This window comes from Pararhizobium sp. O133 (genome assembly GCF_051669845.1).
Lineage (GTDB): Bacteria > Pseudomonadota > Alphaproteobacteria > Rhizobiales > Rhizobiaceae > Pararhizobium.
In genome coordinates this window covers 27,619-44,494 of record NZ_CP196426.1, presented here as the reverse complement: position 1 = coordinate 44,494, position 16,876 = coordinate 27,619, and the positions used below count along the sequence as shown (strand labels likewise).

General features: G+C 58.3%; 17 protein-coding genes and 1 tRNA gene. 8 read left to right on the top strand and 10 right to left on the bottom strand.

Annotated elements, in window-relative coordinates; genetic code table 11:
- Nucleotides 1-20: 20 nt before the first annotated feature.
- Together ACST81_RS00230 and ACST81_RS00225 are read right to left on the bottom strand one after the other, a co-directional pair.
- On the bottom strand, nucleotides 21-875 hold the full coding sequence (locus ACST81_RS00230) for a prephenate dehydratase (protein ID WP_438750796.1): 855 nt from the start codon (nucleotides 873-875) through the stop codon (nucleotides 21-23).
- Between the two features lie 12 nt (nucleotides 876-887).
- On the bottom strand, nucleotides 888-1,640 hold the full coding sequence (locus tag ACST81_RS00225) for a 3-deoxy-manno-octulosonate cytidylyltransferase (RefSeq protein WP_438750794.1): 753 nt from the start codon (nucleotides 1,638-1,640) through the stop codon (nucleotides 888-890).
- 156 nt (nucleotides 1,641-1,796) lie between these two features.
- Between ACST81_RS00225 and ACST81_RS00220 the strand changes: the two genes are divergently transcribed.
- A complete protein-coding gene (locus ACST81_RS00220; RefSeq protein ID WP_438750793.1) occupies nucleotides 1,797-2,414 on the top strand; it encodes a c-type cytochrome in 618 nt (205 codons plus the stop codon).
- Nucleotides 2,415-2,504: 90 nt separating this feature from the next.
- Here ACST81_RS00220 and ACST81_RS00215 read toward each other — a convergent pair whose 3' ends face one another.
- Entirely contained in the window at nucleotides 2,505-3,449 is a 945-nt protein-coding gene (locus tag ACST81_RS00215) for an AEC family transporter (protein WP_438750792.1), read from the bottom strand.
- Between the two features lie 139 nt (nucleotides 3,450-3,588).
- Between ACST81_RS00215 and ACST81_RS00210 the strand changes: the two genes are divergently transcribed.
- Together ACST81_RS00210 and ACST81_RS00205 are read left to right on the top strand one after the other, a co-directional pair.
- On the top strand, nucleotides 3,589-3,855 hold the full coding sequence (locus ACST81_RS00210; protein WP_438750790.1) for a DUF982 domain-containing protein: 267 nt from the start codon (nucleotides 3,589-3,591) through the stop codon (nucleotides 3,853-3,855).
- A 127-nt stretch (nucleotides 3,856-3,982) separates the two neighbouring features.
- Nucleotides 3,983-4,240, top strand: a complete 258-nt coding sequence (locus ACST81_RS00205; RefSeq protein WP_438750787.1) for a BON domain-containing protein — start codon at nucleotides 3,983-3,985, stop codon at nucleotides 4,238-4,240.
- Nucleotides 4,241-4,347: 107 nt separating this feature from the next.
- Here the strand turns inward: ACST81_RS00205 and ACST81_RS00200 are convergent, their stop codons facing one another.
- From ACST81_RS00200 to ACST81_RS00185, 4 genes are all read right to left on the bottom strand, one after another.
- Nucleotides 4,348-4,479 (bottom strand): hypothetical protein, encoded by a 132-nt coding sequence (locus ACST81_RS00200; RefSeq protein WP_438750786.1) that lies wholly within the window; start codon nucleotides 4,477-4,479, stop codon nucleotides 4,348-4,350.
- 12 nt (nucleotides 4,480-4,491) lie between these two features.
- Entirely contained in the window at nucleotides 4,492-4,674 is a 183-nt protein-coding gene (locus ACST81_RS00195) for a hypothetical protein (RefSeq protein WP_438750784.1), read from the bottom strand.
- Nucleotides 4,675-4,684: 10 nt separating this feature from the next.
- Nucleotides 4,685-4,876 (bottom strand): hypothetical protein, encoded by a 192-nt coding sequence (locus tag ACST81_RS00190; protein WP_438750782.1) that lies wholly within the window; start codon nucleotides 4,874-4,876, stop codon nucleotides 4,685-4,687.
- Nucleotides 4,877-5,015: 139 nt separating this feature from the next.
- On the bottom strand, nucleotides 5,016-6,281 hold the full coding sequence (locus ACST81_RS00185; protein WP_438753787.1) for an alpha/beta hydrolase: 1,266 nt from the start codon (nucleotides 6,279-6,281) through the stop codon (nucleotides 5,016-5,018).
- 342 nt (nucleotides 6,282-6,623) lie between these two features.
- Between ACST81_RS00185 and ACST81_RS00180 the strand changes: the two genes are divergently transcribed.
- On the top strand, nucleotides 6,624-8,228 hold the full coding sequence (locus tag ACST81_RS00180; protein ID WP_438750780.1) for a hypothetical protein: 1,605 nt from the start codon (nucleotides 6,624-6,626) through the stop codon (nucleotides 8,226-8,228).
- An 83-nt stretch (nucleotides 8,229-8,311) separates the two neighbouring features.
- Here the strand turns inward: ACST81_RS00180 and ACST81_RS00175 are convergent, their stop codons facing one another.
- A complete protein-coding gene (locus tag ACST81_RS00175) occupies nucleotides 8,312-10,165 on the bottom strand; it encodes a capsular polysaccharide export protein, LipB/KpsS family (RefSeq protein ID WP_438750778.1) in 1,854 nt (617 codons plus the stop codon).
- 453 nt (nucleotides 10,166-10,618) lie between these two features.
- Nucleotides 10,619-10,708 (bottom strand) — tRNA-Ser (locus ACST81_RS00170).
- A gap of 284 nt (nucleotides 10,709-10,992) precedes the next feature.
- Here ACST81_RS00170 and ACST81_RS00165 point away from each other — a divergent pair.
- The 4 genes from ACST81_RS00165 to ACST81_RS00150 all read left to right on the top strand — a co-directional run bounded on the left by ACST81_RS00165 (nucleotide 10,993) and on the right by ACST81_RS00150 (nucleotide 16,179).
- Nucleotides 10,993-11,310 carry a hypothetical protein gene (locus tag ACST81_RS00165; RefSeq protein ID WP_438750776.1) on the top strand — a complete coding sequence of 106 codons (318 nt, stop codon included), beginning with the start codon at nucleotides 10,993-10,995 and terminating at the stop codon, nucleotides 11,308-11,310.
- Nucleotides 11,311-11,582: 272 nt separating this feature from the next.
- Nucleotides 11,583-12,467 (top strand): helix-turn-helix domain-containing protein, encoded by an 885-nt coding sequence (locus ACST81_RS00160; protein WP_438753784.1) that lies wholly within the window; start codon nucleotides 11,583-11,585, stop codon nucleotides 12,465-12,467.
- A 180-nt stretch (nucleotides 12,468-12,647) separates the two neighbouring features.
- Nucleotides 12,648-14,858 (top strand): TonB-dependent siderophore receptor, encoded by a 2,211-nt coding sequence (locus ACST81_RS00155; RefSeq protein ID WP_438750774.1) that lies wholly within the window; start codon nucleotides 12,648-12,650, stop codon nucleotides 14,856-14,858.
- A gap of 328 nt (nucleotides 14,859-15,186) precedes the next feature.
- Nucleotides 15,187-16,179: a BMP family lipoprotein gene (locus ACST81_RS00150; protein WP_438750772.1), complete on the top strand. Its 993-nt coding sequence runs from the start codon at nucleotides 15,187-15,189 to the stop codon at nucleotides 16,177-16,179.
- A 214-nt stretch (nucleotides 16,180-16,393) separates the two neighbouring features.
- Here the strand turns inward: ACST81_RS00150 and ACST81_RS00145 are convergent, their stop codons facing one another.
- Entirely contained in the window at nucleotides 16,394-16,597 is a 204-nt protein-coding gene (locus ACST81_RS00145; protein WP_438750770.1) for a SlyX family protein, read from the bottom strand.
- Between the last annotated feature and the right edge of the window lie 279 nt (nucleotides 16,598-16,876).

The window sequence follows — 16,876 nt, the reverse complement described above, 5'->3', positions numbered from 1 at the left end:
AGTTGGCGTGGCTGGCTTCTTTACAACACGAGCCGCATCGGGTGCGCGGCATAGGAGCCAAGGATGCGGACCTTCTCGGAAAAGTATCGCAATTCGTCGAGGGCCTGGCGCACATGGGCGTCGTCCGGATGGCCCTCGATATCGGCATAGAACTGGGTGGCGATGAACTTGCCGCCGAGCTGGTAACTCTCCAGCTTGGTCATGTTGATGCCGTTGGTGGCGAAGCCGCCGAGCGCCTTGTAGAGAGCCGCCGGGATGTTGCGGACGTTGAACACGAAGGTGGTAACGATGACATCGGTCTCCGCCGCGCGCCGGATGATCTTCGGATCGCGCGAGAGCACGACGAAGCGCGTGACATTGTTTTCGGTATCCTCGACATTCTCGGCGACGATCTCGAGATTGTAGAGATCGGCGGCAAGGCGCGGGGCGAGCGCTGCCATCGACCGGTCGCCCATTTCCGAAACGAGCTTGGCAGCACCTGCGGTGTCGCCGGCCACGATCGGCTTCCATCCACTGGCGCGGACGATCTTGCGGCACTGGCCGAGCGCATGGATATGGCTGTGGACGGTGCGGATCTCGTCGCGCGTCACGCCCGGCAGAACCATCAGTTGGAACCGGATCGGCATGAAATATTCGCCGATGATATGCAGCCGCGATTCGGGCAGGAGATGATGGATATCGGCGACGCGACCGGCGATCGTGTTTTCGATCGGGATCATCGCCAGGTCGGCCTCACCGTTTTCGACGGCGAGGAACGCATCCTCGAAGGTCTGGCATGGCAGCGGTTCCATCTCCGGGAACATGTCGCGGCAGGCCATGTCGGAATTGGCGCCATAGTCTCCCTGGAAGGAGATCCTGTTGGTCTTGGTGATCATTTTGGCTTCCGATCAGGCTTTCGCGGCGAGCACACGGCGCGCCTTTTCAAGGTCGGCCGGGGTGTCGACGCCCAGCGGAATGGATTTGACGATTTCCACGTCGATGCGCATGCCGGCTTCAAGCGCGCGCAGTTGTTCCAGCGATTCGCGCTTTTCCAGCACGGACGGGGACAATGAGACGAATTTCTCGAGGGCGGCGCGCCGGTAGGCGTAGAGCCCGATGTGATGATAGAGCGGTCCCTTGCCGTGCGGCGCGGTGGCGCGGGTGAAATAGAGCGCCTTCAGGCGCGTGTCGGAAAGCGGCGAACCGACGACCTTGACGATGTTCGGATTGGTCTTTTCCTCTTCGTCCTCGATCTCCACGGTCAGCGTGGCGATATCGACCTGCGGGTTTTCCAGCGGCCTGAGAGCCGCGCGGATGGTCTCCGGCTCGATGGTCGGCAGGTCCCCCTGCACGTTGATGATGATTTGGGCCTTGCCCTCGGGGTCGCTCTTCTGCAGCGCTTCATAGATGCGGTCGGAGCCGGACTGGTGGTCGATGCGAGTCATGACGGCTTCGAAGCCGGCATTGACGATCGCATCGAACGTGTCCTGGTGATCGACGGCGACGACGATCCGGCCGGCCTGTGCGTCGCGGGCCCGGAGCGCCACCTGAACGATCATCGGCAGGCCGCAGATGTCGGCGAGCGGCTTGCCGGGCAGGCGCGTTGACGCCATGCGCGCGGGAATGAGGATGAGGGTTTTGTCGAAATCGTCGCTATTCATGCCTAGGCCTTCAAAAGACGCGGGAAAAGTGTCAAAAGGTCTCAGCCCAGCGCGTATAATGTCTGTTGCAACACAAAGCCAAAAGACATAGGTTCCGCGCGATTTCAAGATAGGCTGGCGTTTTGTTTGCGCCGGTTGCAAGGGGAGCATTGGCGGATGAACTCGTATGTGAACATGGGCGTAGGTGCCTTCCTGGGTACGGTCTTTGTTTTGATGTCCGTATCGATCGCATCGGAAGGCATTTTCCATTCGGAAACGCCCGAGAAGGAAGGCTTCGCCATCATCGCCGAAGAAGGCTCCTCGGAAGCCGCCGGCGGCGCCGCTGAAGAAGCGGAAGTCGATATCAAGCCGCTCCTGGCAGGTGCCGACGCAGCGGCCGGTGCGACCGTCTTCAAGAAATGCGCAAGCTGTCACACCTCCGAGAAGGGCGGCCCGAACAAGGTCGGCCCGAATCTGTGGGGCGTCGTCGATCGCCCGATCGCTTCGCATGAAGGATTTTCCTATTCGGCCGGCATGAAGACCTTTGCCGAAGCCAACAAGACCTGGACTTACGATCACCTGAGCTTCTTCATCGAAGCGCCGAAGAAGCACGTTCCGGGCACCGCGATGGGCTTTGCCGGCGTCAAGAAGCCGGATGAGCGCGCCAACCTGATCGCCTGGATGCGTGAACAGGCCGATTCGCCGGTGGCCCTGCCCGACGCATCGGCCGCCGCAACGCCGGCCACCGAAGGTGACGCTGCAAAGCCGGCAACCGAAACGGCTCCGGCACAATAATTCGACGCCGTTTCAACCGGCGTGTAGAAGACGGACAAGCCCGGTCAATCGTACCGGGCTTTTTCATGCCTGGATTCCGGGATCCGATCGTTACAGCAGGATATAGGCCCAGGCGGAAACAGAGATGACGCCGAGCGCGGTGGTGATGGTAATGGTCGAGGAGGCCAGCCCATGGCCGACATTGAAATGATTGGCGATCAGCCAGGCATTGACGCCGGTCGGCACGGATGAGGTCAGAACCAGCGCCGCCGTCCAATCGCTGTTGAGGCCAAGCATCTGGCAGGCCCCGTAGACGGTCGCAGGCAGGACGATCAGCTTTAGCGCGCTGGTGACGGAGGCGAGGCCGGTATTGCCGGTAAGGCCATATTTGTCGAGCGCCATGCCGATGGAAATGAGTGCAGCGGGGGCCGCCACCCCGGCAAGCTGATCGACAATGATCTTGACCGGGCCACCGAGCGGCATGCCGACAAGATGGACCAGCGCACCGAGCACGAGGCCGATGACGAGCGGATTACGTACAAGATTGCGCAGGATTCCCTTAAGCAGCCGCAGCGGGCTCTGTCCCGGCTTGCCGCTGGTCCTGCGCTCGGCGCGCTCCATCAGGATCGTACCGGCAATCATCATCACCGGCAGATGGACGGAAAGGAGGATGGAGAGGGCCACTACGCCTTCCTCGCCGACGCTGCGCGAAACGAGTGGCAGGCCGATGAAGACCGTATTGGCAAAAGCTGACGAGACGCCAGCGAGAACGCCGATCCGCGCATCCTTGCGAAACAGCAGCGTGGCTGCGAAATGCCCGATCGTCCAGGTAACGGCGACACCGGAGAAATAAGCGACCCAGAGCGGCCAGGGCGAGCCATCCTTGAAATCCGCCTCGGCAATGGTGCGAAACAGCAGGACCGGAACCGCGACGCGGAAGACGAAATCCCCCAGCGCATCGCCGACCGCCGCCTTCAGATAGTCCATCTTCACGATCAGCCAGCCCAGAAGGATGAGGACGAAAATCGGGACGACATTCAGGAAGACATCAGACATCAGGCGCGGCCTCGTGGCGATTGGGCTTCCGCCATAGACCCATTGCGCGCCATGCCGCAACCCGAAGACGCGCCGAACGCCCCGGTGCATACATTTCACGCAAGGCTCATATGACAAGATGATAATAGGAGGTTGCCCTATGATCGAAAAATGGTGGCAGGAACCCGTTGTCCTGGAACTCGACGGGATCGGACGATACCGGATCATCCGCAATACGCGCGAGGCGGCGGAATGTCTGCTCGACAAGTGGCCGGTTCATGACGGCACGGCTTACAAGGCGGCGATCCGCATGTGCGGACATGTGTTGCGCGGCGAGCAGCCGGTCGATTATGCGCGACAGGATTTCATCGCCGCCGCCGTCGAAGCCTATATCCATATCCAGCCCGGCACGTCGCTCAACGCCTGATCTCGAACAAGCCTTCGTGCTCCGGTTTGTGCACCGGTACAGCGATGTCGGTAGGCCCGAAGACATTGACGGAATTGCGGAACATTCAAGAATAGCTCGCGTTGTCTCCATGAAGGACACCACTGCGATGCACAAACAGATCTACATTCGTCACGACGACCATCCGGATCTCACGGACGATGATCTAGCCGGCAAGGTCCTCCGCTATATCCAGTATGTTTCGCTCATCGACACGTCCCAACTCTCGGTTACGGCCTATGGCCGCACTGTGGTGCTGGGCGGATATGTGTCCTGCGAGGCAGAGATCGGCTGCGTCGAGCAGGCGGCCGCAGCGGTCATCGGCGTGCATCTTGTCGAAAACAATGTTGAGGTCATACGACATTGAAATACTACAGGCTGCAAACCTTTATGCGCTTGGTTAAATCGCGCAGGGATTTTCCGATGATTGCTTGTTTGAAAGTATTGGGCACCCGTTAAGGTACCCTCATGAAGTCAAAATATAAACAGCGCGATTACCAGAAGGATCGGCAGGGGTACGCCAATCAGCCACATCAGCAACTGGCGAAACATTAGCTGACGATATTCCCGATGTGCCGCCATTCTTTGAGTTTCGGAGACGATCATCTCTGGTCTCCTTTAAAGCGCACCGCCGGTGACAGGGTTCACCACCGGCCGTTCGCTTTCGTCCTTCTGGCCAATTGGCTGAACCATCGGCGGCGCTTTCGACTTTTCATCGGCATGCGACGGCTGGCCGGGCGCTCTGTGGACATCCTTCGGCTTTTTTTGTTCAGGCGTGGCGTTGGTATCGTCGGTCACCATCTCTCGCTCCTTACGCCATCCCGGCGGGATCGCCGATCGGCAGCAACGCCGGGTCGAGAACGGGGTCGTTCGGGTTCTTGTTATCGCCCTTGTCGATGACCGGAGGCTTTGCAGGCTTGTCCTGCGACCGGTCCGGCAGGCCGGGTGTCGACTGCGGGCCGCGCGGGCTTTCGTCGTCTGGGACTGGAATGGTGGTCGGCATGATCTTGCTCCTTCGTTTGGAGCAAAACGACGCGCATGGCCGGATGGTTCCGCGGAGTTTTTACGGATGTTCAGCGAGATCGGCTGAAATCCCCCGGGCAGCGGGCGCTTGAGAGGGTAAGGACCTTCTCCACCTCGGCCTAGTTGAACAGCGCCCGTTCGTCCTGCAGCGAATCGTCGAAATCCGTCGGCTTTTTCTTCGGCAACTGCTTCAGGTTGCCCGAAACAAGATCGACCGGGGTCGAGACCGTGGTTGCCGCGACCTTGCCGACGGTATTCACGGTTCCCGCCACCAGTGCGGTGATACCATCGCCGACGCCGATCGTGGAATCGGTCAGGGTCTGGCCGGTGACGAGCCGCTGGCCGATCAACTGGACGATCGCCGGGCTCTCGGCAAACTTGCCGTGGTTCAGGCGGTCCGTGGATTTCACCTTGGTCAGATCGACAACGGTGATCCCGGCTGCTTCCAGCTTGGTTTTATACGGCTCCTCCGCCGGATTGATCTGTCCAAGCCGCTGGACGTCGCCGGAAATATAACGCGACAGCGCCAGAGCCCGGTCGTCCTGCGAAACGAATATGGTGAAGTTCGGCTTGTCCGGGCCAAGCTCGGTCCACTGGCGGGCAAACACATCGACATCGATATCGGGCGAAGCGAGGATGACGTTCTCGATCTTCTTTGGCAGGCCCCCTTCGCGAATTGCCATTTGCCGGATCGATTCCATCGCCAGCCAGGTTCCCATCGAATGGGCGAGGATGGTGATGTCCTTGATATTCTTGTCCTCGACCAGCGCCTTCAGCGTCCGCTCCAGCGTCGTGCGCGAATAGTTGGTGCTTTCCTTGTCGTAGTTATAGTCAAACACCTTGGCGCGGGAGGGCCATGTGAAAAGGACGGGGGTCACGTCGGCGCCGGAATCATGGACGATCTGGGCGAAGCGGAAAACCGAATCCTCATAGGTATTGTTGAAGCCATGAATGAAGACCATGGCATGACCGCCCTTCGAATGGCGACGCACCCAGTCATGACCTTGCTGGACGGTCGAGAGCGGCTGGACACGGACGACGGTAAAATCCGTCGCCGGATCAGGCGGCAGCTTCTTCGGCCATTGAACGGTGCCGGACGCGCGAACCTTGCCGGACGGAATGGACACCGCGACATCGGTAATCGAGGGCTGGACGCTGCGCTCTCCGGAAAACAGGGTCGCCGGATCGTCGGAGGGACGGCGGCTGGTCGCCACCAGCATGTCCACCACGGCGCCGCCTTGCGGCTCGGCCATCAGGGCAACCGGCTGCATGACGCCCTTCGCGTGGCCGCCACAGCCGCTGAGCGCGATGACGAGCGGAAGCACCAGAGCCACGTGCCCAAAGAATCGCGCCATGGGTGACGGACTGCGGACGATATTCGACATTGAGGTCATGACGGCACTTCCGACGAAAACGCGAAAACACGAGAACTGCAAACTGCCCAATTTGCGGAAAGAGTCCGCCCACAGTCAGCGGTACACGTCAAGTCCGCTGCACGCAACTGGCTGGAGCCGGACCATTCATTGCACAGCTTCATATTGTATTTTTGACACAGAAGCGCGACGACAAACATATGCCCCGCGCCCCGTGTTTATTGCAACGCAGCGACAATTCCCGATTCATTTGGCCAGTGTCGGAGATGTCGTTCGGCAGGTCATCAGAGCAAATGACCGGCGCCTTCGTCGATTCGTCCGCGCGGTGGCCGCAATGCCAGGGATGCCGGGGAGTTGCCGCGGAAAGCCTATCTCCCAACCATGCGGCGAATTCATATTGATTATGCCACCGCCCGCGCGCTAAACGTCCGGCAAGGCGGGTCTGACAGGACGCTCGCCAGCAAAGAGCCTGAGGCGACCGTGCGAAGATTTGTTGCTATCCTGAACCATCGGTTCCGCTTATTTCTGTCTCGGAACAGCAATAAGGGCGGTGCGGATTCGATCCTTGAACGATACCGAACGAGGAAAATCGAGCGTCCGCGCGTTCGTGAATCCGGCGAGCAGCGTCCCGTTGAAAGATCAAGCGCGTTTGACGGGATTGATTGTCTGGTTTCCGATAAAGCCATCAAGGATATGATGGTCGTAGACAAGACGGACGTAATGTCTCGCCCGGTGAAAACCAGATTGGGAAAACTGGCGCATGTAAGCAAGAGCCGGTTCGATGTGGTCTTCGACCATTGCGCAATCGAATGCTACCAGACGAGATCATCCAGCAAGAAGCTGTATGTCTTTTTCTCCGGGGCCGGACGGAAGGGAAAGACCGCGACGAAATTCGACAGGCTGACATGGTCCCGGATTTTTGACGGTATCTGTCTTTATATCGAAGACCCGATGTACAAGAATTTCCCGACAATCGACGTAGGGTGGTACTATGGGACAAGGACTGTTTGTTACCTCGACCATATCGTCGAACTCGTGTCCGAGTTTGCCAGGGTCAATGCGATCGATAGCAAGGATATCTATCTGATCGGCTCTTCCTGCGCGGGATACGCGGCAATCTATGCGGCGGATAAGATCGTCGGATCAACGTCGATATCGTTCAATCCGCAGATTGTTCCGGCCGCCTGGGACAAGAACAGACGCTTTTTCAATGCCACGGGCATCGACCTGGAGGGTGATGACAGCTTCGGCCGAAACAACATCGCGGAATCATTCGACAATGCGTTATCCCGTTTTGTGATCGTCTCGAATGTGCGATCGCAAAGAGATTACGCTGCGCAGATTCTCCCGGTCTTTGCCGCGCGCGGGATCGAGCCGCATTACGGGCTCAATGTCATCAACAATGCATATATCATTCTTGCGGACATGCTGCATCCGTTCGACCATGGTGCTTTTCCAGGCCCAATGGAAACCAAGGTTCTGCTTTCTCTCCTGAATGACGGGGGAGGAAATGACGCTCTTGTTCCCTATGCGGAAATGTTGAAGTCCGCCTTCGGCACCGCGACGCGGCTGAGCTATATGACGCTCTGGTCGGAATTCCTGACCAGCGATTTCCCGGATTTCATAACGGTTCCGGCTTCCTGCGACAAGAAAAGCTGCCGACTGCCGGTCAAGGGTCTTCCCATGACCTGTTATTACCAAGCCTATATAGACTTCACCAAGGAAAAATGCGTCGTGTCTTTTTATGTTTCGGATAAAAAGATATTGAAAAATAATAATTATATCAAATTGATGCAGGATCTGGCGGAAGCGTCGGGCGGGGTGATGAAAAGCAACAAGGATAGCCTTTTCGTTCACTCGGCCAATGTAAGCCATGCCGATCTGGATCTTGCAATGGCCGGGTTTATCGCAAAGACGAGCAGGCGCATCTTCCGTCATTTTCGAGTTTCAGAAAAGTGACGGCCTTTGTCGGATATCCAATACCAAGGACCGATGTTAGGCTATCCTATGGGTTCCTATCATCGGTCCTTGGTATAAACCGTCTATCGATCAACCGGGATTGAGTGTTCGATCAGGTGGCGTTTGACCCTGTTTGCGATCCAGGACTTGGTGTTGTCGGGATTCGTCAAGTCGATCGCGTAATCCTTGCGGTACAGATACCAGAATTTATGCAGGTCGGCATTGCTCAGCTTTGATTTGCCGACTTCAAACTGCCGTTCGAAGTCGCCACGGTGCTCGCAGACGAAACACGCGCTCATATAGTCGGCGCGGCCGAAAACATATACCGGCTTCTCATAAGTGAGAGCCTCCGCACCAACGCCGGAATTTACGACGCAGACCGCGAGCGAAGAGGCGATGATGTCGTGAATATTGCCGTTCGTGACGGTGATTCTTCCTGCCTCGACCTGTTCATTGAGATAGGCCTTAATCTCACTGGACTTGCATGCCGGGTGCCGCTTGACGACGACTGCTATCCCCTTGTCTTCGCAAGTCTTGATGACTTCCTCCACCATTTCGAAGGGCGTGGCGTAAGCCAGGCTTTGAACAGAATCGCCGATAACCTGCAGGCCGACAAAAACGAATTTTTCCGGAAGCGCTTCCGTCGTTTCCGGCTGGACGTATTTTGAAAGACGCTGCGTCGTCATCGCGATTTTGTCGTCGGCGAAAAAGCCATCGGCTTCCGTCTGTGACACCTTGCCGAGGCGTTCTTCGTTCAATTCGGAAAATGAGGACCAGCCCGCATATCCCCGGTCATCGAAACTGAACACGGATCTCCGATCGGTTTCCTTGAAATGAAGCCCTCGCGTATTGTCAGACACGGTGTGATACGAGAAATACGGTTGATTGAGGTCAATTTCACTGTGTGTGTGAATTTGGCTCCGCACCATGTAGGGGACACCTTCGTCCTCCAGCGTCTGCACTACATTTTCGAGCGCAATGCGAATGTCTGAACGGAAGCCTGGATAATCGATGACATTGCTTCTCATCATGGCCGAAGGAACGATGAGAGTAACCTCGCCGTGCCGGCTGATCGGCTTCTGGCGACCTGCCCGTTCCAGGATATTGCGGCGCGCTTCGTCGACGACGTGAGCTATGTGGTCAAGGGAAGCCTTGAGCTCGAGCGCTTGCGCAAGAAAGCTCCTGGCTTTTATGCCATGGGCAATCGCCAGCCGAGCAATGCTGATCGCGCCTGCGACGTCAAACACCGCGAGGCTGCCGACCGCGGCCTCGCGCCAGTGATTGCGCAACAACTTCTTGTTCAATCTCACCGCATCGATGTCGGATATGGCCCGATTGATTGCGCGAATGAAAAGATCTTCGCGCAAGGCTGTCTCAGCGGATCGGGCGGCATTGATCGCCATGTCAATGATGATGCGTTTCGGCTCGCTATCCAGGAAATCCAATGATGAAGATGCCAGGGCTGCATGATTCTGAAGCTGATAATAGATGCCGCGACGCTCAATCGCGCACTGGCGCCGTGTCTGGAACGTCTTGAATGTGCCCTCGAGCACGTTCAAGGCCTCCTCCAGGTTTCCTTCCGAACGCAGAATGGCGGATTGAAGAAGGCTTTTCAGATCTGGGTGCAGCAGGTGGCATTCCAGTAGTTTTCGTGTGCTGGAACTTGGCGACATCCGCAACGCGCGGCGATGCATGTTCCGGATCATCGCATAGGTCGGCGGGTAGCGACGGGCATAGGCGACAAGCAGTTCCTCTGCCCGCTCGACCTTCCCGGCGCGCTCGGCGGCCATGATTCTGCCCTGCAGGATCAATCGATTGAGTTTCCTCGCCCGTAGAATTGATGTCGCCGCCGCTCCCGCGCCAAGAGCAAGATCGATCGACTTGGCATGCTTGCCGGCTTTAATGGACCGTTCGACGTAACCAATGACTTTTTTCATACTCACTCACAAACATTCTCGATTCCTGACGGCATTGCCGGTCCGGTCGATTGGCGGTTTACGCGGTAATGGTTTGGCAGAAAGATGGCCGAGCTTTCAAAAGCGCGATATGCGCACTCCAATTAGCCGGCTATCTGCCTGCAGGAGTGCCTTTGGCACATCGATAAGACGATTTGATGAACCCCGTTTCATCGCGTTCATACAATTCCCTATACTCCAATTGTCTTCGAAAAAGCTGGCTGGCAGCTCGGAATATCATTTGATGCGGCAATATCGTCGATGATTAAACTACGCGTTGGTCGGAAATCCTTGACTGCTCTACTACGGATTGTGTCGGAGGGCAGCAATAACGGCATTTTGGCGATATCGCAAGTCAACCTGACGTCATTGCTCTAAGATAAATGCAGCCTAAACGTTCATTTCTGCCAACGCAGCTGATGAGTTCTGGGGAAATGGCGGACAGAGCGGGATTCGAACCCGCGATACGCTCTCACGTATACACACTTTCCAGGCGTGCGCCTTCAACCACTCGGCCACCTGTCCGTTTTCAATCGCACCGGCGGTTGGGTCCGGTGGATCAGAGACAAGCGTTTGCTTTCTCCTCAGGTCCGGTCGGCTAGGCCGATCGGATATTCGCGGGCGCAAACCAGCGAACCGCCGCCGTATATACCGATGCGCTCCCCCGGATCAACTGCTTTCTGATAGTTTTTTGACTTCTTGTGCGCCGCCGCCGCCAACGCGTGCATTGCGCTTGCGCAATGACATGGCTATTTCTTGTTGGAGCCGGCCGAAAGGCGCGCCTGCCGGCGGCAATCGGGAGAGGTCCTATGCGGTTCATGCTGCGGTTTGCGAGCTTTCTGGCCTTGGTCGCCGGGGTCCTGGTGGCGTCGGTGGATGCTATCCAGTCCGTCTCGGCGTCGCAGCCGGTGCTGACGCCGCTCGCAACGGCGCTGGCTGCCGGCGGTCCATCGACGACGGCGCTGGTGCAATCGCTGGAGCGGCCGCATGCCGGCATTGCCATGCTCGATCCGCTGATCCGATGGTCGTTGCAGCAGCCTGCCTTCGTCTTCCTTTTCCTGATTGCGCTGATGCTGTGGATGATCGGCTACAAGCGGCCGCCGGTCGCGGGCCGGTTTTCGGTCTGAAACCTAAGGCAGGCATAACTTAAGAACGTATTGCGATCTCATCTGGCCCGCCAATATCGCGCTGCGACGGGAGGCGGAATTCTTGCGCGCGGAAACTGCAGATGGCCTCTGGCTGCGCGGCCTAGCTGAAAATGGCATGGCGAAAAGGTCACAATGACCGGAAACGGGCTTTTGCGCCATGTTTGAGCAATTGCAAAGAGTTGGTTTCTGGATTAGGCGAAAACATGACTAATAAAGCAGGTTTTGCCAGCGCCTGCACCCTTGAGACCTCGATGACCTTTCAACCGCGCATGAACAACAGGATTTCCGGCTTTTCCGTCATCGGCGGCCTGAACCGGCGCGAGTGGAACGGCGTGGTCGCTGATCTGTGGGATGTCGAATGCGCGCCGGCGGCCGGCGGCTTCTATGTCGCGGATGACCTCCGGCTGTTCATCGTGCTCGATGCCAAGGGCGGTGGGCGGCGTAATATCCGCTTGCGCCAGACGCATCAGGCGGTCGCCGAGGATAGCCGCCGGCAGATGATTTCCTATATTCCGGCCGGCATGGAGCTCTGGGCGGAAATGGTCGATGTCGACTATGTCCGCCATCTCGACCTTCATTTCAACGTCGATATCCTGAGCCGCCGTTTGGGCGAGGATCTTGATCGTGGCCAGCTGGATATTCCGCGACTGATGTTTTCGGAACCACGCTTCCTCGCGCTTGCCGAGCTGATCGCGGCCGAATGCATCAATCCACAGCCGCTGCACGATCTTTATGGCGACGGCCTCTCGGTGGCGCTGTTCATCGATGTGATGAAGCTCGCCCCGGTGAAAACCCGCAAGCGCAGCGAACTGGCCTCCTGGCAGTTGCGCCGCTCGATCGATTATATCGAGGACAATTGCCTGCGCGGCATCCGGCTGGAGGAACTGGCGGCGCTCACGGGCCTGTCGCAATCCTATTTCAGCCACGCTTTCAAGGCCTCCACCGGCCTGCCACCACACCAATGGCAGATGAAGGCCCGCGTCGGGCGCGCCAAGCAGTTGATGCTCAACGATGGTCTGCCCATGAGTGTGATCGCCGCTGAAACCGGCTTTGCCGATCAGGCGCACTTCACCCGTGTCTTCCGCAAGGTCGTTGGCGTCACGCCGGCGAGTTGGGCGAAAAGCCAGAGGGCCTGACTGCATTCCACCGGGTGCAAAGCGGAATATGGACCAGAATCGTTCAATTACCGCAGCCAGAGACAATCCGACCTTTCATAGTTGAGCTAAAAACTCATCTTATATTCATGACATTGCCGGATTTCGCTGCGCCGATGGGGGCCAAGGGCGGGGCCGGTTTCCAACTGGGGTAATTGACATATGCAGATCAAGGGGACTGGTCTTTATCGCGTGCTGATGGCAAGCGCGGCAATCGCCGTCGTAGCCCTGCCGCAGGCCGCCGTGGCGCAGGATGCGGCGGGTGGCGCGACGCAACTCGAGCGCCTGACGGTCGAGGGCGGGCAGGGTGCCACCGACCAGGAAGCAACCGGCCCGGTCGACGGCTACGTCGCCAAGGCCACCGGCACGGGCTCCAAGACAGCGACGCCGATTTCCGAAATCCCGCAGTCCGTCTCGGTTGTCGGTCGCGAGGAACTGGCCGACCGCGGCGTCGTGACGAAAATCGACGAGGCGCTGCGCTACACGGCGGGCGTCGCCGCCGAACCCTTCGGCACCGACCCCGATACGGACTGGTTCTACATCCGCGGCTTCGACGCCTCGCAGACCGGCGTCTTCCTCGATGGCCTGAACCTGTTCACCACAGGTTTCGGCGGGTTCCAGACGGACGCCTTCATGCTCGAACGGGTCGAGGTTCTGAAGGGGCCGGCTTCGGTGCTCTATGGAGGCTCCAACCCCGGCGGCATCATCAATCTCGTCAGCAAGCGGCCGCTGGACGATCCCTACTACTACACGGAAATCGGCATCAATAATTTCGGCAACGCTTTCTTTGGCTTCGACGTCAACGACAAGCTGACGCAGGACGGCGCTGCAGACTACCGTGTCACCGGAAAGGTCTCGGGCGGAAACAATTACAGCGATTTTTCCGAGGATCTGCGCGGCTTCATCCTGCCTCAGGTCACCTATTCGCCAGACGACGCAACGACGCTGACGGTCTACGCCAACGTCTCTTCGTTCGATCAGACGCATATCGGCAACGGCTTCCTGCCCTATGTGGGGACAGTGGTCGATGCGCCTTTCGGAAGGATCGATCGCGACGCTTTCTTCGGCGAGCCGGACAAGGACACCGGTCGCTACGATCAGCAGGCCATTGGCTACGAAGTCAAGCATGAGTTCGACAATGGGTTGAAGCTGTCGCAAAACCTGCGCTACGGACACCTCGACAAGCACGAACTGCTGTTCTATCCGAACGGCTACGTCAACACGACCGATCCGGCCGACCCCGGCTATTTCCAACTGGCCCGCATCGGCTTCGAGCACGACACGACGGTCGATACGTTTGCCGTCGACAATCGCGCGGAAATGGAGTTCGACACCGGTCCAGTGAACCATCAGGTTCTCGCCGGCCTCGACTACAAGCACTTCAAGATCGATCAGGTGCAAGCGGTGCCGGCCTGGCCGGCGACTGCGACCCCGATTGATCCTGTCAATCCGGTCTACGGTCTGCCGCAGCCGCCCATCGACGGCGTCTACATCAACCAGAAAACCACGCAGCAGCAGATCGGTCTATACGTGCAGGATCAGCTCCGCTTCGGCGATGGCTGGATCGCGACCCTCAACGGGCGCTATGACTATGTCGATACCGAGACCCACAGCGGTCCGACCTACTGGGCTCCCACGCAGTCGTCCACCTATCAATACAGCGACGCGGCGTTCAGCGGTCGCGCCGGTCTCGCCTATGAGTTTGACAATGGCCTGACGCCTTACATCAGCGTTGCCACCTTCTTCAGCCCGGTCATTGTCGCCTCGGTGACGCCGAACAACAAGCCGGAAGAGGGTGAGCAGTACGAAGCGGGCATCAAGTATGAACCCACTTTCATCGACGGCTTGCTGACGGCGTCCGTGTTCCAGTTGACCAAGCGCAACGTGGTCGTGACGGACACGCTGGGTATCTCCACCCAACTGGGTGAGGTGACCTCCACCGGTGTCGAACTGGAGGGCAAGGTCAACCTCAACGAGAACTGGAAGATTTTGGCCGCGTACAGTTATACCGACCTGGAAATCACCGAGGACACCAATCCGGCGCTTGTCGGCAAGCGTCCCTATGTCGTGCCGGAACAGCAGGCCGCGCTCTGGCTGGACTACGTCGTCACCGAGGGCGCGCTTGAAGGTGTCAGCATCGGGGGTGGTCTGCGTTATCAGGGCAAATCCGCCGCCGACAAGGAAAACACCGCCTTCGTTCCCGACGCGCTGGTAGCCGACGCGGCGATCCGTTACCAGAAGAACGACTGGGCAGCTTCGCTCAACGTCTCCAACCTGTTCGACAAGGAGTATGTCAAGGGTTGCCAGGGCTTGACTGTCTGCGGCTACGGCGAGCAGCGGACGATCACGCTGAAGCTCAGCAAGAAGTGGTAAGCTCTTCGACCGGATTTCGAACGGCCGCCGCGCGAAAGCGCGGCGGCCTTTTGTTCGTTTGAGGATCGGCTTGTCAACGATAACAGGAACCGTCACCGGCGGTTTTCGTGGGCATGACCTCCCCAAAATCACTGATTTCGCACCCTTTTGGGCAATTTACCTTTTTTTACCAATTGAAAAATTTCGGGTGAATTTTGATTTGAGGCATGCAAGGATGCGCCCCAGCCAGACATACCCTTGAACGGGAGTGGTGGTTCCGCAGACATGCTCCCGAAGAGGAGCTTGCGGGAGGACCCAACAAGATCAATAGCAACAACAGGGCTGCACAATGAAAAAAACCCTCCTCGGTCTCCTTGCTTTCTCGATGATGTCCGCAACGGCGCTCGCCGCCGACATCAAGCCGGCGATCATCTATGATCTCGGCGGCAAGTTCGACAAATCCTTCAACGAAGCGGCCTTCAACGGCGCCGAGAAGTTCAAGGCCGAAACCGGCATCGAATATCGCGAATTCGAAATTGCCAACGATGCGCAGCGCGAGCAGGCGCTCCGCCGCTTTGCCGGCGACGGCAACAACCCGATCGTCATGGCCGGTTTTTCCTGGGCCGCCGCCCTCGAAAAGGTTTCCGCCGAATATCCGGACATCAAGTTTGCCATCATCGACATGGTCGTCGACAAGCCGAACGTGAAATCGGTCGTCTTCAAGGAGCAGGAAGGCTCGTATCTCGTCGGCGTTCTCGCTGGTCTCGCTTCGAAGTCCAAGACCGTCAGCTTCATCGGCGGCATGGACATCCCGCTGATCCACAAGTTCGCCTGTGGTTATGTCGGCGGCGCCAAGTCCACCGGCGCTGACGTCAAGGTTCTGGAAGCTTACACCGGCACCACGCCGGACGCCTGGAACGACCCGGTCAAGGGCGGCGAAATCGCCAAGTCGCAGTTCGACCAGGGGTCGGACGTCGTTTATCACGCGGCCGGCGGCACCGGCGTCGGCGTTCTGCAGGCTGCCGCCGATGCCGGCAAGCTCGGCATCGGCGTCGATTCGAACCAGAACGGCATGCAGCCGGGCAAGGTTCTGACCTCGATGCTCAAGCGCGTCGACGTCGCCGTCTATGACGCCTTCACCTCGGCCAAGGACGACAAGTTCGCGTTCGGCATTTCCAACCTCGGCCTCAAGGAAGACGGCGTCGGCTATGCAGTCGACGACAACAACAAGGCCCTGATCACCCCGGAAATGCAGGCCGCCGTCGACAAGGCGAAGGCCGACATCATTGCCGGCACGGTTCAGGTTCACGACTACATGTCGGACGAAGCCTGCCCTTATTGATCGTCTGATTTTTGAATGAAAAAAGCCGCCGGTCTCCGCAGATCGGCGGCTTTTTGTTGGGGTGCCTGAAAGGCGGCGGCTCCTCTTCTCCCCTGCGGGGAGAAGGTGGCGCGTAGCGCCGGATGAGGGGGCGGCTGGCTCTGAATTTGCGGAACGTCCCCCTCATCTGTCCTTCGGACATCTTCTCCCCGCTGGGGAGAAGAGGAAGCCAGGGTCAATAATGCGGCGGACGCGTGATCGCCGGCGCTTCGAGGCTCTGTTCTTCCAGATTGAGGAACCGTTCGGTCAGCCGGTCGAGCTTGGCGCGGACCTGCTCGACCACGGTCCACTGTTCCGCCAGTTGATCCGACAGTTCCTCGATCGTCTTGGCCTGGTGGGCGATCGTCTCTTCGAGCTTTGTGATGCGTGCTTCGCTCATGTCTGTCTCCCGTGGCCAAGCCTGCGTTCGGCGCTCGCGCTGTCCTCCAGTATCACATAGATTGCGGTTGTGCAGGGACGCAGCGGCATTTCCGTCTCATGCTTGTGCAGGCGATGCAAATCGCGCTGGACTCTCCTCAATGAACTGGGAAGAGTAAGCCAGTTGTCGATTTTTGGGCTACCCTGCGCGGAATTCGATGCTAAACTTATACCAATTGGTAAAAAAATCGATGCCTGGGCCACCGCCGTCAATGCGGATGAAACCGGGCCGACTTGGGGA